This window comes from Chryseobacterium rhizoplanae (assembly GCF_900182655.1).
GTDB lineage: Bacteria > Bacteroidota > Bacteroidia > Flavobacteriales > Weeksellaceae > Chryseobacterium > Chryseobacterium rhizoplanae.
The window spans coordinates 53,364-67,906 of the sequence record NZ_FXTC01000002.1; the positions used below are offsets into that span (position 1 = coordinate 53,364).

13 protein-coding genes are annotated in these 14,543 nt (G+C 34.5%); 1 reads left to right on the plus strand and 12 read right to left on the minus strand.

From position 1 onward, the window contains the following. Positions 1-6: 6 nt before the first annotated feature. The 3 genes from FN817_RS05490 to FN817_RS05500 form a co-directional block, all read right to left on the minus strand. Complete coding sequence (locus FN817_RS05490; protein ID WP_142717099.1) at positions 7-2,181, minus strand: TonB-dependent receptor domain-containing protein; 2,175 nt, start codon at positions 2,179-2,181, stop codon at positions 7-9. 80 nt (positions 2,182-2,261) lie between these two features. Next, entirely contained in the window at positions 2,262-3,323 is a 1,062-nt protein-coding gene (locus FN817_RS05495; RefSeq protein ID WP_142717100.1) for a helix-turn-helix domain-containing protein, read from the minus strand. A gap of 154 nt (positions 3,324-3,477) precedes the next feature. Next, a complete protein-coding gene (locus FN817_RS05500) occupies positions 3,478-3,855 on the minus strand; it encodes a winged helix-turn-helix transcriptional regulator (RefSeq protein ID WP_142717101.1) in 378 nt (125 codons plus the stop codon). Positions 3,856-3,931: 76 nt separating this feature from the next. On the opposite strand from FN817_RS05500, the gene FN817_RS05505 reads away from it, so the two are divergent. Further along, positions 3,932-4,750, plus strand: coding sequence for an alpha/beta hydrolase (locus FN817_RS05505; protein WP_142717102.1), 819 nt, complete (start codon positions 3,932-3,934; stop codon positions 4,748-4,750). A gap of 47 nt (positions 4,751-4,797) precedes the next feature. On the opposite strand, the gene FN817_RS05510 is transcribed toward FN817_RS05505, so the two are convergent. From FN817_RS05510 to FN817_RS05550, 9 genes are all read right to left on the minus strand, one after another. Further along, positions 4,798-6,084 carry a citrate synthase gene (locus FN817_RS05510; RefSeq protein WP_047422422.1) on the minus strand — a complete coding sequence of 429 codons (1,287 nt, stop codon included), beginning with the start codon at positions 6,082-6,084 and terminating at the stop codon, positions 4,798-4,800. Positions 6,085-6,172: 88 nt separating this feature from the next. Further along, positions 6,173-7,465 carry a phosphopyruvate hydratase gene (gene eno / locus FN817_RS05515; protein ID WP_105702132.1) on the minus strand — a complete coding sequence of 431 codons (1,293 nt, stop codon included), beginning with the start codon at positions 7,463-7,465 and terminating at the stop codon, positions 6,173-6,175. Between the two features lie 222 nt (positions 7,466-7,687). Next, positions 7,688-8,668 carry a hypothetical protein gene (locus FN817_RS05520; RefSeq protein WP_142717103.1) on the minus strand — a complete coding sequence of 327 codons (981 nt, stop codon included), beginning with the start codon at positions 8,666-8,668 and terminating at the stop codon, positions 7,688-7,690. A 180-nt stretch (positions 8,669-8,848) separates the two neighbouring features. Beyond that, positions 8,849-9,163: a hypothetical protein gene (locus FN817_RS05525; protein ID WP_047422419.1), complete on the minus strand. Its 315-nt coding sequence runs from the start codon at positions 9,161-9,163 to the stop codon at positions 8,849-8,851. 21 nt (positions 9,164-9,184) lie between these two features. Continuing rightward, positions 9,185-9,514 carry a hypothetical protein gene (locus FN817_RS05530; RefSeq protein WP_047422418.1) on the minus strand — a complete coding sequence of 110 codons (330 nt, stop codon included), beginning with the start codon at positions 9,512-9,514 and terminating at the stop codon, positions 9,185-9,187. 69 nt (positions 9,515-9,583) lie between these two features. Continuing rightward, positions 9,584-10,372 (minus strand): sensor histidine kinase, encoded by a 789-nt coding sequence (locus FN817_RS05535; protein WP_142717104.1) that lies wholly within the window; start codon positions 10,370-10,372, stop codon positions 9,584-9,586. A gap of 633 nt (positions 10,373-11,005) precedes the next feature. After that, positions 11,006-11,794, minus strand: coding sequence for a hypothetical protein (locus FN817_RS05540; RefSeq protein ID WP_142717105.1), 789 nt, complete (start codon positions 11,792-11,794; stop codon positions 11,006-11,008). 6 nt (positions 11,795-11,800) lie between these two features. Further along, positions 11,801-12,433 (minus strand): response regulator, encoded by a 633-nt coding sequence (locus tag FN817_RS05545; protein WP_047422414.1) that lies wholly within the window; start codon positions 12,431-12,433, stop codon positions 11,801-11,803. Between the two features lie 215 nt (positions 12,434-12,648). Next, positions 12,649-14,502, minus strand: a complete 1,854-nt coding sequence (locus tag FN817_RS05550) for a glycoside hydrolase family 35 protein (protein WP_142717106.1) — start codon at positions 14,500-14,502, stop codon at positions 12,649-12,651. Positions 14,503-14,543 lie beyond the last annotated feature (41 nt).

A 14,543-nucleotide genomic window follows, 5' to 3' on the forward strand; every position in this document is an offset into this window, starting at 1 on the left:
CTTATCTTATCTCGTTCTGTTTTCTTCTTCTGTCTTCTGGATTTCTTTAACCTGATATTTTGAACTTCCTAGATTATAACTGAGAGAAAATACCAATCGGCTGCTATCCCACCAATGGGTAAAACGATTATCCATAATCTGCTTGTGCCGGAATTCCAGTCGTTGTTCGTAGGAATCCAAAAGATTATTAAAACCTATTTTAATGTTCAGTTGATTATCAAACCACGACTTTTGCACTGATACATCTACGGTATACCTTGGTTTGATAATGTAAAGGCTGTTCCCCGTTTTTGATTCATAGTTGGCAAATACGTTTACGGTAAATCCTTTTGGAAGGGAAAACACCTGATTTAGCCTTACTTCATAATTGTAAATTTTCAATGCAAAAACCTCATCCAGATAAGGCCTGAATTCATCATTATAATATCCTGTAATCTGGCTGGTAATATTCCACCATTTTGTAATTCTGACTGGAAAGCTGGTTTCCAAAACAGCAAAGTTCCTGTACGGAAGATTCGTTCCCAGATACTCCAATACATTCGTTTCCGGATTGTACAGTGGATAACGTGTCATCACATCTTTTTCTTTTCCAACTGTAAAGCTGGCGATCCAGTTTTTGTATCGGTAGGTTGCTTTTATCTGGCTTGTAAAGGAAGGAAGCAGATAAGGATTTCCTATCCAGTAATTTAACGGACTGAAATAAAACCGGAACGGATTAAGCTGAGAGAAAACCGGTCTCGTTATTTTCCTGCTGTAAGAAAGGGAAAACTCACTGGATTTATTAAAAGTATAATTTGCACTTAATGAAGGCAGCCATTTCAAATAATTTTTTGCAACAACGGAATCCACGGTAACTGCATTGGAAATACTGTTGGTATTTTCAAATCTTAATCCTGCATTGATCTGTAAGTTTCCTATTTTCTGCCTGTATGCCAGATAACCTGCCCAGATTTTTTCTTTATATGAAAACACATTACTTCTCGCAGGATCAAAAACAAACTGATTTCCGGCAGACAGTGTATCGTACCGGATGTTGTTTTGAGTGTCTGAACTGCTGTATTTGACTCCTACTTCAAGATCTGCATGATTAATTTTCTGTGCAGCATCTATCTGTGCAGTATAGATATTAATTTTATTAATCAAGTCAGATTTCCAGTAAGACAGAAGATCTACTGTAGCCTTATCTCTATTGATAAAATCATCATTCTGTTTATTTTTAACTGAAAGATAGTTTCCTAAAAAACTGATTTTAAATCCTTTGTTTTGAAAAGAATAATCGGTGGTCATTCCATAATTATCCTGTGAATAGCGGGTGGGATTTTCACTGGCGGTATTCAATACTGTCTGGGTTTCACTTTTATCGGTACTAAAAAGAGAGCCGTCCCGTGTACGGTCATTATTCCTGAAATTACCTCTCAGATTGATCCCAAGCCTGTTTTTATCATTCATTCTGAAATCAGCTCCCGCCTGAATATTGTATACCTTCCCAAAATCTTCCTGGTAGGTATGGGTACGCATACTATTGGTATTTGCCAGCCGCTGCAACGCATGATAACGATAGGTAGAAATCCCTTCATTATAACCTGCCTGAAGACTGTATGTCACTTTTCCCGTATGATAAGATGTATTGAATGCATTTTCCCTGTAGTTGAATTTATTAATATACACGTTACCATTACAGTTTGCTTTCCAGCCGAGACTGATATTCTTTTTTAATTTAATATCAATGATCCCTTTAAATTCGGCATCGTATTTTGAAGACGGATTGGTATTCACTTCTACAGATTCCACCATATCCGGAGATAAAGACCGCAAATAGGCCTGTAATTCCTGATTGCTCATCACAACAGGTTTTCCATCAATAAGAACAGCCGGAGCAATTCTTCCACCAATAAAAATTCCGTCTTCCTGGTCTACTGTAACACCGGGTGTTTTTCTTAAAACATCAAGAAGATGGGTAGCGGTTTTAAAATCTCTGTTTCCGGCAACAGATACAACCAGGTTTCCATCATTCAATTTCATCTTTCGCGGAGCTGATTGAAGAATGACTTCAGAAATAGTTGTGGTGGAAGATCTTACCTGAGTCAGAGAATCCGAAACTTTACTATTTACAATTTCCTGTGCTTTTCCAAAAATGGAGAGAAATAGCAGGAATAACAAAAGCCACAATTTGATGATCATAAATTTTAAATTTTATGAAATCAAAAGTATAGGCTTGTCGTAAAAAAGCGGTTTTAAAATTGAAATTCCGCAGTACTGAATTATAAATTTGAACTCTGAAACCTAGGCTCAGTAAGGGTTTGAGACTGTTTATACAAAAGAGGGGTTGTATTTTTAATTTTCTTGAAAGCTGAAAAGAAAGTTGACTTGGAATTAAATCCTACTTCATAACCAATCTCCTCAATCTTTAAATAAGATCCGTTTTCTATCATTTCACAGGCTTCATTGATCCTGTATTCATTAATGCAGGTAGCAAAACTTTTCCCCAAATTATCATTCAACAATTGGGAGAGCTGGTGAGTTGACATATTCATTCTTGAAGACAGGTCGCTCAATTTAAGGTTTGGATTTTTATAGAGCTCTTCTTTATCCATCAATTTTTCTAATCTGGATACAAAACTGTCTGCCTGTTCTTCGGAAATTTTTTTATTGGAATACTTTCCTGTTTCTTTTACCGGAAGCTGTTGATATTTTTTATTGAATAAGATTAAAAAGTTGGCATACAACACAAATGAAAACACCAGACTTCCTCCTGCACAGTATATCTGTACCCAACCCGTTGAAATCAACTGATAAGTCAAAAAGATAATCACATTACTGATCAGTACCGGAAGAACAAATTTGTTCGGGCACTTATGATTTTGCTTTGAAAAGTTATAGTACTGGTAAACTGTAAGGAATACAAATATAGACCAAACGGTATAAATAAATGTTCCAAAATAATGTTCCCATGTAACAGGGAAAAGCAGATATAATAAACCAACCGCTCCTAAAATCAGGGTTAGTATTCCAAACCATTTCTGACAGTTTTTCCAATCAAACTGATCTTGCTGAAAGGAGGATTTCACATAGTAATATAGAGCCAGACCGGTGAAAAATAAGGCTGACAGCCCCAAATGCGGGATAATTCTTGGCAAGTCGGGATAAAAGTAAATGCAAACAGAAATTCCTACTCTTAAACTTAGCATGAGAAGAAGAAGACCAAGAAAAAAATCCGGAAGATACTTCAGTTTTTTAACAAACAACAGATAAATCCCCAGCAGAAGTCCGTTGAATGCTCCTACTGCACTGAAGAAAAATAACATCTGTTGTCCGAAAGTCATGATAATTAATTTATTCTTAAATAATGAAACATTTGATATTGCAGTTTATTATAATGCCTGGTTATTCAATCATTCAGTTCTGGGCATACCAATCATTTTATAAAAGCAAAATTAACAAATTATTGGATTCAATTTCAGCAACATATATGTTTTTCTAAGAAATATTGCAGACCATTATTTCTTTCCCATTCTCATATTCTTTTCCCCATTCACATAAGCTTTTCAGGATAGGGACAAGGTCTTCGCCTTTGTTTGTCAGTATATACTCAATTCCGGAAGGAATGGTATCGGGAATGTCTTTTTTGATGATAATCTTATGGGTTTCCAATTCCTTTAGCTGTCTCCCTAAAACCTGTTCAGAAATATTAGGCAATTCTTTCTTCAAAAGATGAAACCTGTTGTTTCCTTCCGATATCGAATAAATAATCTGCGATTTCCAGCGCCCGCTGATAATGCTTACCGCGGAATTCAGTTCACAGATACCGAACAGAAACTGTTCATTTGCTGCGTTGGTAGAAGTTTCTTTTCTCATAATGATCACTCATAATTTTGTTCGTTATTGCAATCCACAGACATCTTGCAGAAATTTACATTAAAATTACAAAATTATGTATACAAAAAACATCCTGTTGATTATTGGCCTTCTCATAAACCTGCAACTATTCAAAGCGCAGGAAAAATGGGTTCTAAAATCCAGATTTATATCAAAACCAGATACGGTACTGATTTTCAAACCCAAAACCTATGATATGAAAGAGAAATATCCATTAGTATATTTACTGCATGGATACAGTGAAAATTATCGTCAGTGGTCACAAACAACAGACCTTCAGAAATTTTCTGATCAATATAAAATGATTATTGTCTGCCCGGATGGGTTTACAACATGGTATATAAACAGTCCTTATGATAAAGGGTCAAGAGCTGAAGATTTCTTTTTTAAGGAGCTGATTCCCAAGGTTCATAAAAATTACAGCATCGACAAAAAAAATGTTTTCATCAGTGGATTGAGCATGGGAGGATATGGTGCTATCCGATATTTTTTGCTTCATCAGGATTATTTCAATACTGCCGGAAGTACGAGTGGTGCGTTTTCATTAGATCCTAATATTATCCAAAATGCAAGTTTACAGTTCTTTAATACAACAAGAATTACTAATGATCTGGGCAAAACATTAGGTTCACCAGAAGAATGGAGTCAATATAATATTTCAACACTTTTAAAAGCTTATAATAAAGGAAATCCTTTTCTAATAGATTGCGGCACGGAAGATATACTTTATCCTTCCACTATTGAAATTAGAGATATTGCCGATAGCCTGAAAATTCCCATCACATTTATTTCTCAACCGGGAAATCATAATACAGAATATTGGAAAAACTCCATTGAGCATCATTTTATTTTTTTCAGGCAACATTTTAAATAAAAAATCCCAAAGTAAGCTTTGGGATTTTTTTATGGTATAAGCAAATATTATCTGCTTGCAATGTCGATGTAGTTTCTTTCCTGAGCACCTTGGTAAACCTGTCTTGGTCTTCCGATAGGGTCTCCTTTCAGTCTCATTTCTTTCCACTGAGAAATCCATCCCGGAAGTCTTCCCAATGCAAACATTACTGTAAACATTTCTGTAGGGATTCCTAATGCTCTGTAGATGATTCCTGAATAGAAGTCTACGTTTGGATATAGTTTTCTTTCTACGAAGTACTCGTCTTCAAGGGCTACTCTTTCTAACTGCATTGCAATGTCAAGAGCTTTATCCTGAATACCTAATGCTGTAAGGATATCGTCAGCAGCTTTCTTGATGATTTTCGCTCTTGGGTCGAAGTTTTTGTACACTCTGTGTCCGAATCCCATTAGACGGAAGTTATCAGCTTTATCTTTAGCTTTAGCAACATATTTAGATACGTCACCACCATCTTTCTCGATCAATTCAAGCATTTCAATTACCGCCTGGTTAGCACCACCGTGAAGTGGTCCCCAAAGTGCAGATACCCCAGCAGAGATGGAAGCGAAAAGACCTGTGTGAGCAGAACCTACCATTCTTACTGTAGAAGTAGAACAGTTTTGTTCGTGGTCTGCGTGAAGGATTAATAATTTATCTAAAGCATTTACAACTACCGGATCGATTTCAAAATCAGCGTTTGGTAATCTGAATGCCATTTTGTAGAAGTTCTCTACGTAGTTCAGGTTGTTATCTCCGTGGTTTAATGGTAAACCTTGAGTTTTTCTGTAAGTCCAGGCACAAAGGTGAGAGAACTTAGCGATCATCAGCTCAGCTGCGTGATCCATTTCTTCTTTAGAGTTTACGTTAACTGCTTTCGGGTTGAAAGCTGTCAAAGCAGAAGTTAAAGAAGATAAAACTCCCATAGGGTGGGCAGAACGAGGAAAAACATCAATGATTTTTTTCATTTCGTCTGCGATAAAGTTATATTTTTTAATATTGCTGTCGAATGAAGTAAACTGATCCTGAGTAGGTAATTCTCCATGTAATAAAAGATACATTACTTCTGTGAAGTTAGATTTTTCAGCAATCTGCTCAATTGGATAACCTCTGTAGAATAATTCTCCTTTATCTCCGTCTAAGTAAGTGATGTCGCTAATGGTAGCTCCTGTATTTTTATAACCTAAATCCAGAGTGATCAAACCTGTCTGGTCTCTTAATTTTGAAATATCAATCCCTCTGTCTCCGATAGTACTATCCACAATTGGATATTCATATGAATTACCGTCGTAATTCAATATTACTTTGTTGTCTGACATTATTTATTTATTTTTTTTAAATATACCACTTTCCATAAAATACGGCAAACTAAAAATTTCGCTTGCCGTTATTTATAAATTCGATTAATTATCTTTTGATTTTAAAAGCTTCCAATCCTGGGAAAATTGCAGTTTCACCTAAAGCTTCTTCTATTCTCAATAGTTGGTTGTATTTTGCCATTCTGTCTGATCTTGAAGCTGAACCTGTTTTGATCTGTCCACAGTTCATTGCTACTGCTAAATCAGCGATGGTAGAATCTTCAGTTTCTCCTGATCTGTGAGACATTACTGAAGTGAATTTGTTGTTCTGCGCCATTTGTACGGCTGCCATTGTTTCAGAAAGAGAACCGATCTGGTTTACTTTTACAAGGATTGAGTTCGCAATATTTTCTTTTACTCCTCTTGATAATCTCTCTACGTTAGTCACAAATAAATCATCTCCTACCAATTGTACTCTGTCACCAATTTTATCAGTTAACATTTTCCAACCTTCCCAGTCATTTTCCTGCATACCATCTTCGATAGAAATGATTGGATATTTAGCTGCCAACTCAGCAAGATAAGAAACCTGCTCACTGCTTGAAAACTGAGCCGCATCCGGAGTCTGGAATTTTCTGTAGTCATAAATTCCGTCTTTGTAGAATTCTGAAGCCGCACAGTCTAATGCCAGCATAATGTCGTCACCAGGCTTATAACCTGCTTTTTCAATTGCCTGAAGTAAGGTATCCAAAGCATCTTCAGTTCCTTTGAAAGTAGGAGCAAAACCACCTTCGTCACCTACTGCAGTAGATAAACCTCTTGAATGAAGAATAGATTTAAGATTGTGGAAAATTTCAGTTCCTTTTCTCAATGCATGAGAGAAAGAGTCTGCTTTTACCGGCATAACCATAAATTCCTGGAATGCAATAGGAGCATCTGAGTGAGATCCACCATTGATTACATTCATCATTGGAACAGGAAGTGTGTTTGCGTTTACTCCTCCTACATATTTATAAAGTGGCATTCCCAATTCTGCAGCCGCAGCTCTTGCTACAGCCAAAGAAACACCAAGAATAGCATTAGCACCAAGATTTCCTTTGTTAGCCGTTCCGTCAAGATCAATCATAATCTGATCGATATAGTTTTGTTCGAAAACCGGCTGTCCAACTAAATTCTCTGCAATTACTTCTTTTACATTTTCAACAGCTTTCAGAACTCCTTTCCCTTGATATTCTGAACCACCGTCACGTAATTCTACCGCTTCATGTTCTCCTGTAGATGCTCCTGAAGGTACAGCAGCACGGCCCATTGCTCCGCTTTCTGTAAATACATCTACTTCGATGGTAGGATTACCTCTGGAATCTAAAATCTGTCTTGCTTCTATATAAGAAATTGCACTCATTTTTTATTTTTTTTAGTTTAGACAAATTTAATCAAAATTTAACTTTTAGGGCTATTTCGAGGGATTTTTTTGAAATAAATCCAAGTTAAATTTTAGTTAATTTATATTATGATAATTCCATAATTTCTTTGTGTTGGATTGAGGATTTAAAATAGGGAAAGAATAATAAAAAACTCACCTTTTAACATTGGAAAGGTGAGTTTTCATTCTTTAATTATTATGCTATTCTTTTTTCATTGCATCAAAATTGAAACTGACATTTAAGAAACCAAAAAGATTATTGTTTTTAATGTCATATTTTAAAATCAATGGAATCCAGAGGTTTTTTAAAATTCTTATTCTTAAATCTGCATTGGCCAGGAACTGGTCATTTTTTTCATCAGTCATTATTCCTGAAACAATCCTTTTATATTCAAAATTAGGCTTAAGTTCTACGATAGATTTCTCTTTCGTTTCCCAAATCGAAATATTCAATCCTAATTGTGATGAAAACTCCTTTCTTTTTATAACCGATGTTGTGATACTATCTTTTGCTTTAAACTGATTCCGGAAATCTATTTCCAGTTTGCTTCCCTTTTTAGATTTCAATCCTTGCAGATAAACCAAATTGGCATCAAATTCATCTAAAAACTTAGAATCCTTTTGAAAATTACTATGAAATCCTACAGTTAATAAAGGCTGCCTTTTTAACTTTCCTAGTTCATCTTGAAAAGTATCTAAAAATTTTTTGGCATCTATTCCATCTTGCTCTTCCAGCAATATCTTTTTAAAATCCTCCGGCAGGTTATCTATAGGCAAGTAATATTGTTTTTCAATAGAAGCCTTTGCTAATTTCTCAATTTTCTGATAGTTTTCAGGAGTTGCTACGTTTCTATATTTTTGTAAAGCAAAAATTAAAGCCGAACTAAGCTTTTCAAAATTTTCACCTGATTCATACTCTTTTCTAGCTAAACTGGCTACGGTTGTATCTCTTTTATTAATGATTGCCCAATCAAAACCATAATTAAATCCTTTAAATTTATAATCATTATCAAGATTCAATCCTATTTGTATCTGAAAATTCCTATAAAATGTTTCCCTTTTACTTGCATAGTTATAGTCAATTAATAAAGTACTATCAACTTTCGATCTCAAAGAAAAAATGTTTGCTTTAAATTGAAAAGATTTGTTTTCACTTGTTAATCCTTTAAAAGAAGCCTGCATATAATCAGTCAATACATCTTTCCAGTTTCCTGATTTTGTTTCTTCAATTTTATTATAAAAACCTTCTGATTTTAAATCTTTTTTTGCAAAACCTCCATTCTGGGCACAAACCAATAATGCATTAAAGAAAAACAGAATAATCCCTAATTTATGTATAAATGTTTTCATGATTCCTATTTATTACTTTACTTTAAAATGATATGTTAATAAATACCCATTCCCTTTTCTATTTGCTGGATTTAAATCAGAATCCTCACTAAGGACAATATCTCCATCAATTTTTACTCTTGTATTTCTATCTGCTGATAAAGGATTCGACCCAATTATATAAAGATCATATTCTATTTTTTCTTCTAATTCAAATTCTTCAGAGAAAGAACCTTTTTCAGTTTTTTCAAAAAGTGGTTCTGTACTGCCTTTTTTAAAAATTTTATAGATAATTCCTAAAATTGAAGTTCCACCTGTTACTGTAATATTTAATGTTATAGTTTTCATGATATCTGGTTTTTAAGTTATTTATTTTCTCGGTGTAGGAGATAAAAGGCCAGCCAAAGCTCCAATAGCTCCTGATGAAATGGTTGCAAAGATTGTTACAAGTTGATTATTCTTACTTTCACCGTCATTCCAGTAAGCAATAAGGATAAGTCCTGCTATAATGGTAATTACTGCCAGCCCAAGCATAAGCACTATAATTCTGTAGATCCAATAATCGGTGTCTTTGGGGTTTCTTATTTCCACCTCTTTCATAGCTTCTACAGGATTGGTTTTAAATTTCTCCTGAAGATCTGTATTGTTTTTTAAAGCAGCTTCTAAATCTCCAATACTGTCATTAATAAGAGTTTTCATGGCTTTTAGTTTTATAGATCAAATTTCCCTCTAAAAAACACACCAGTCAATTACACAAAGGGGTAATTTTTATATTAGTATTTTAAAAAGCAGGCAGGTACCAGGTTTTTCGGATGAAATATGACATTCACCGGATAATTCATTCATCCTTCTTTTCATATTTCTGAGGCCGTTTCCTTTTGGCAGGTCGTCCTGAATACCAATTCCGTTATCTGATATTCTCATAGAAAAGTTATTTTCTTCCTGTGAAAATGAAAGTTTCAATGTATCTGCATGACTGTGTTTGTATACATTATTCACCGCTTCTTTTAAGCAAAGAAAAAGATTACGCCTCATTTCTGTAGAAAGAGGAGTTTCGGCAGTGATATCTTCACATTCTGAAAGCAGTACTATTTTTGTTTTCTTTAAAAAATTTCCGGTATACAATATCGCATAATCAATAAAACTGCCTAATGTATCATTGCCTGAGTTCAGGCTCCAGAGCATTTCCCGCATGGAAATATTCATTTCTTCTGAAGTCTTCAGGAGTTCATCAATATCACTCTGCAGATCATCATCTTCTGCTTTCTGCTTTAGGAATTCGGCCTGAAGTTTCAACGCTGAAATTCCGGCTCCCAGATCATCATGCATATCGTGGGAAATGCGTTCGCGTTCCTGCTCAAGAACTTTTTGTTTTTCGAGTTCTTTCTGCAGGAGCTGGTTCTGATGTTCTGCTTCTTTGAGCTGTTGCTGCTGAATAAAAAAGAGCTGTCTTTTATTATACAAAACAACAATTAAGACAATAAAAATGACAAAAGTTATTAACAGAATAACAGCAATAATGTAAGCCAGTCTTATTGTATCCGGTAGCTGTTTCATACTGTATTGTTTTTTTCAAATTTCCTTAAGGCAATATAGAACAATCCATACATAATGATATTAACACAATACTGTATTAGTTTTAAAATTTGTAAAAATTCAGGATCATTATCTTGAAGAAAAAACATAGGGATTGACCTGAAAATAAAGAAAATACTCCAGAAAAGTAATCCACAGGAGACCCAGAAATTCGGGTCATTAAAAATTTTTACTTCATCAAAGTTTTTCAGTCTGACATAAAACCAAACCAGTGCATTAATAATGAAATAAAAGCAAACTAATATTCCCAGTATATTCTCATAGTTTTCACTATAAAATTTCACAAACAGCATGATATATACTAGAATAGCAATGAGCACAGATAAAAAAAATATTCTGATTTTTTGAGGGAAGATTTTGGCGTAATAGATATTAAAAAAAATGATCAGAAAAATACTGTAGTAATTAAATAGATAAGCAAAGTCAAATTCTTTACTATATATTTTATAATGCCCATAGAGCTCCAGGCAAAGTGAAAGGAATAGGTAAACAGCAAAATAGTTTTGGCTGGAAAGGCCTTTCTTTCCAGCTAAAACTATAGACTTTACAGTAGCTGCCAGGAGTACTGCAATGTATAATATTTGAATTAACATTTTATGGATATAATGAACCCATATCGTAATATCCTTTTTCTGTACTAAAAACAAGTGTCATTTGTTTTTCGTGTGTTTCAAAGTGTTTTTTATATTGATCTTCCCGAAATCTATCACCAAGATTATTTTCAAAAATCACTTTCTTAACATCACTGATCTCGCAAAGATTGATCTTAAATGTATCACTAGCATCTTTTGACAAAGTATCTATCAGATCAACGATATGGTAACTGATATAAAATGTATTGCTTCGCCCTAAATAATTAGTTAGTACTCGATGTCCATTATCAAGATAAAAATCATTAAGCTCTTTTAAACTCTCATTGGAGATTTTCAGATCTTTAAGTGTAAGATCCTGATTGGCATTAATGATGAGATAATTATTTCCATCAATCGTATTTTTACCTTGTGTTTGCAAAGAGGCTACCATGTAGATCACCCTGTTTCTAGAATACGGTGTGAGTCTTACCCTGGAATCCTGAGGATCTATCTGTACGAAAGTAAATGTTAAATAGGTAGCCTTAATTTCATTCATAATCTCGCAAATATCTTTTAGGAGTAAATGTTTTACAGCATACATACCTCCGAGATTAAAATTCACATTTTGATTTTGCATAAATGGCAAGACTCCATTTTTAGCACTATCAATAAAACTTTCTGCCAGAATGCGGCTAATAGGCAGCATTTCCACCCCATCCACTAACTGATCAAGTTTATTACCGATAGGGCCTTCTCTGTAAGATAAATTATCATCAAGAACTTCCTGACTTGTTGCATTTAAATTTTCCATAATTTCTTAGTTTTTTGATTGGTTAAATTTATTAATAGCCTCCACTTTATTGTTTACGTGAAGTTTTCTGTAGATATTTCCGACGTGCTTTTTTACGGTATCAATGCTGATGCATTTTTTATCTGCAATTTCTTTGTATAGAAGACCTTCTGAAAGAAGTTCAAGAATTTCCTTTTCACGCTCTGTAAGTTCATCAAAACCTTTAATTTCCGGTAGCTTTCTTTCAAAATGTTTGAGAACTTTCCTGGCAATGGAAAAACTCATAGGAGCTCCACCTTGGTATACATCCCGGATAGAAGAGAGGATTTTGTCCATACTTTCTCCTTTTACAAGATAGCCCATCGCACCGGCCTTTAAAGAATTAAAGATCTTTTCATCATCATCAAAACTGGTACACATAATAAATTGCGTATCAGGCATTTCTTTTCGCAGTTTTTCTATGATTTCAATTCCGAGCATATCCTGCAACTGGATATCCATCATCACGACATCCGGGGAAACGGCAGGAAGGTTTTGAATGGCATCATTTCCGTCAAAGAACTGAGCAGTTACCTTCATATCCTGTTGGTAATTGATTACTTTCTTCAACGCATTGTTGTAGTTTTTTTCGTCTTCTACTATGGCGATGGAAATGCTCATGACTTATTTTGTTTGTAGCAAATTTCAACAGAAAACAAATTGAAATCAATTACACCTTCGGGTAATATTAGTATTTGAGTTACGGCTATGGTTTGGTTTTTAGCGGCTATTAAATTTAATCAATTTTTCATTTTAAAAACAACAATAATTTAATTATTTTACAATAAATTAAAGTAAAGACAAATAAATTCAAACTTATATTTAAAAATTAATTTTTATTTCGTAAGCTGATCAAGAATAGGATGCTCAATACCACTTACTGTATTATGAAGTTTAATCTGCTCAAAGATCTGAATCAGGTTTCTCCCTTTTTTCAACCATACCCCGGGAATGTAAAGTGTTTGTTGAGGGCCTGCAGCACTCCAGTATCTTCCTGCATTTTTTCCGTTGATAAAAACAATTCCTTTTCCAAAATTTCTCATATCAAGAAAAGTATCTCCTGTTTCATCCAGTGTAAATTCAGCTTCCTGAATTACAGGTGAGTGAGCGGCAATGTCTTTTTGCTTAAAAGTATGTTTGGGAAAAGTATTAAAAGGCATTGGAAGCATTTCCCAGTTTCCGGAGACTTCAGTTCCGTTGATTTTTACCGGACTGATAATGCCTTTTAAATTATGGACAATCTCTGCTCCATAATTAATCCTGCCCATATTTTCAACCAAAATTTCCAATCGGTCCCCGGATTTAATTTCAATGTCAAGATCATATTTTTTGTTCATCCTGTTCAATTCTCCTTTCCATCTGCCATTGATGTAGATATTGGCATAATCACGTAATCCTTTTATTTCTAATTTTCCTTTCGTATCATTATCAAATTTTCTTCTGTAGAGAACATACCCGTTTCCGATATTCAGATCTTCAAAGGTGAGCGGTTTGTCACTCATAACAGGTTTTTGACGATTGGTAAGATCAAAAAGGCAATTTATTTTTGAAAATTTAATGGTGGGAATAGTAATGACCTTCATCGGCCTTGGAATATCCGGAAGCGTATTCTGATGTATTTTTTGAAAAATTTCTCTCAACGCATTATACTTTGGAGTGGCCCAACCTGCTTCACTGATGGGAGCATCATAATCATAGCTTGTAATATCCGGCTGTATATCGTGATCCTTATCGTAATTTGCACCGCTGGTAAATCCAAAATTGGTTCCGCCATGAATCATATAATAATTAAAAGAAATTCCGTTTTTTATATACATCTCTGTTTGCTTTACCACTTCTTCTGTAGTAACCTTAACAAAGGGTTCTGCCCAATGATCAAGCCATCCGGGGTAATATTCGGCAACCATGTAAGGACCTTGCCCTCCATTATATTCATTGATACTTTTCTTTAAAATATCAATATCACCTTCTCCGTTTGCTGTTGGTATCGCTCCTTCAATAGAACCACCTTTAAAAAGCGAGCTTCCATCTGAAGTAAATAACGGAACCGAAACTCCGCTGTTCAAAAGCATCTCTTTTATCTTATGGCTGTATTTTCTGTGCTCTTCGAGAGGAATATCTTTTCTTTGAGCGACATAGGAACCAAATTCATTTTCAGCCTGTACCATAATCACCGGACCACCATTATTGATCTGTAAGGGTACTATTTGTTTTGCCAGCTGATTGATATATTTCCGGCATTCTTCGAGAAAAGCTTTATTGTCTCTTCTTATCTCAAGATCTTTATTTTTTTGCAGCCACCAAGGATATCCACCAAATTCCCATTCCGCACAGACATAAGGTCCCGGCCGAATAATAACATATAAACCGACTTCTTGTGCTGTTTTTATAAACTTCTTCAAATCTTTTTCTCCCGAAAAATTCCATTTCCCGGGAGATTCTTCATGGTAATTCCAAAAAACATAAGTGGTAACTGTATTCAAACCCATTGCCTTCATCATCTCCAGCCGGTGTTTCCAATATTCTGAAGGAACTCTGGGATAGTGCATCTCACCGGAATATACTGTGAACGGTTTCCCATTTAAGATAAAATGTCCATTCTTAATTTCAAAATTCCCTTTTTGTGAAAACATTGTATTAAAAGAGAAAAAGAAAAGAATTATGTATAAATAATGACTAAAATTTCTCATATTGTAAGGCATGATTTTTGTAAAATTAAAATATAAAAATC

Coding starts and splice junctions, on each gene's coding strand:
- FN817_RS05540 (WP_142717105.1), bottom strand. CDS start 11,794: ATGGAAAATTTAAATGCAACAAGTCAGGAAGTTCTTGATGATAATTTA.
- eno (WP_105702132.1), bottom strand. CDS start 7,465: ATGAGTGCAATTTCTTATATAGAAGCAAGACAGATTTTAGATTCCAGA.
- FN817_RS05550 (WP_142717106.1), bottom strand. CDS start 14,502: ATGAGAAATTTTAGTCATTATTTATACATAATTCTTTTCTTTTTCTCT.
- FN817_RS05495 (WP_142717100.1), bottom strand. CDS start 3,323: ATGACTTTCGGACAACAGATGTTATTTTTCTTCAGTGCAGTAGGAGCA.
- FN817_RS05525 (WP_047422419.1), bottom strand. CDS start 9,163: ATGAAAACTATAACATTAAATATTACAGTAACAGGTGGAACTTCAATT.
- FN817_RS05490 (WP_142717099.1), bottom strand. CDS start 2,181: ATGATCATCAAATTGTGGCTTTTGTTATTCCTGCTATTTCTCTCCATT.
- FN817_RS05505 (WP_142717102.1), top strand. CDS start 3,932: ATGTATACAAAAAACATCCTGTTGATTATTGGCCTTCTCATAAACCTG.
- FN817_RS05545 (WP_047422414.1), bottom strand. CDS start 12,433: ATGAGCATTTCCATCGCCATAGTAGAAGACGAAAAAAACTACAACAAT.
- FN817_RS05520 (WP_142717103.1), bottom strand. CDS start 8,668: ATGCAGGCTTCTTTTAAAGGATTAACAAGTGAAAACAAATCTTTTCAA.
- FN817_RS05535 (WP_142717104.1), bottom strand. CDS start 10,372: ATGAAACAGCTACCGGATACAATAAGACTGGCTTACATTATTGCTGTT.
- FN817_RS05500 (WP_142717101.1), bottom strand. CDS start 3,855: ATGAGAAAAGAAACTTCTACCAACGCAGCAAATGAACAGTTTCTGTTC.
- FN817_RS05510 (WP_047422422.1), bottom strand. CDS start 6,084: ATGTCAGACAACAAAGTAATATTGAATTACGACGGTAATTCATATGAA.
- FN817_RS05530 (WP_047422418.1), bottom strand. CDS start 9,514: ATGAAAACTCTTATTAATGACAGTATTGGAGATTTAGAAGCTGCTTTA.